The sequence below is a fragment of the Priestia sp. P1_B12_1 genome, assembly GCF_056406695.1.
The window spans coordinates 1-1342 of the sequence record NZ_JBFTZR010000058.1; the positions used below are offsets into that span (position 1 = coordinate 1).

The window sequence follows — 1342 nt, forward strand, 5'->3', positions numbered from 1 at the left end:
TGAGAGCGTAAAATATCTTGTGTAAATGAATAAATGCAAAAAGGAAGACCTTTTCTTGTAGAATTAAGTCACCACAACCAATTCAAAGAAAGAAGGTCTTCCTATGAATCAGTTTACAACAGATCTTGTTCAAGCTCTAGTCCAAAAAGAAGATGTGACGGAAATTTTCCGTTCTCACTTAGAAAATGCGGTTAATACGCTCTTAGCGAGCGAATTGACAGCCTTTTTGGACTACGAAAAATATGATCGTATTGGATTTAATACAGGGAATTCACGAAATGGTTCGTACGAACGAACGCTGCACACAGAGTTTGGAGAACTTCATCTCGTTATTCCTCGTGATCGGAATGGCGACTTTAAGCAACAGACGGTAGCTCCTTATAAAAGAGCCAATGATACGCTTGAAGCGTTTGTTATTCATATGTTCCAAAAGGGCGTAACGACTGCTGAAATTGCCCATTTGATGGAGCGCATGTATGGTCACCATTACACACCTCAAACCATTTCAAATATGACCAAAGTGATGTCTGAACAGGTAGAAGCATTCCGAGATCGAACGTTGTGTGCACGCTATGCGTGCGTTTATTTAGACGCTACATATATTGCTTTAAAACGAGATACAGTGTCTAAAGAAGCTGTCTATATTGCCGTTGGCATTCGCGAAGACGGTTCAAAAGAAGTGCTTGGCTATACAATCGCTCCTAACGAATCCGCCTTTGTCTGGAAAGAACTTTTAGAAGACATCAAATCTCGTGGCGTAGAGGAGATTCTGCTGTTTATTTCCGACGGGTTAAAAGGAATCTCAGACAGTGTTTTTTCTATCTATCCAGCTTCTTCTTATCAAACATGCTGCGTCCATCTTTCACGTACGATTGCTCATAAGGTTCGTGTATCCGATCGAGCTGAAATCTGTGAAGACTTTAAATCTGTGTACCGTGCAGAAAGCCTTGAAATGGGCCAACAGGCCCTACATTCGTTTATTGAAAAGTGGAAGTCAAAGTACCCAAAAGTGACAAAGCCACTGCTCAATAACTCTTATTTGTTCACGTTTTATAGCTTTCCTAAGTCTATTTGGCGCAGTATTTATTCGACCAATCTCATTGAATCTTTTAATAAACAAATCAAGAAATATAGTAAGCGTAAGGAACAATTCCCAAACGAAGAGTCACTTGAACGCTTCCTCGTTTCCCAATTTGACCAGTATAATCAGCGCTTTGCGACAAGATGTCATATTGGTTTTGATCAAGCTCGCGCAGAGCTACAAATGATGTTTAAAACAAACTAGTGAATAACATCTATAAGAAAAGGAAATTCGTATTTACACAAAATTATTGACGGTCCC

The 1342-nt window shown here is 39.6% G+C and carries 1 protein-coding gene; it reads left to right on the forward strand.

The genetic code is table 11. The annotated features are described in order from the left end of the window. The first annotated feature begins 103 nt into the window (after nt 1-103). Complete coding sequence (locus tag AC1D0Y_RS29445) at nt 104-1285, forward strand: IS256-like element ISBame1 family transposase (protein WP_050691277.1); 1182 nt, start codon at nt 104-106, stop codon at nt 1283-1285. Nucleotides 1286-1342: the final 57 nt, after the last annotated feature.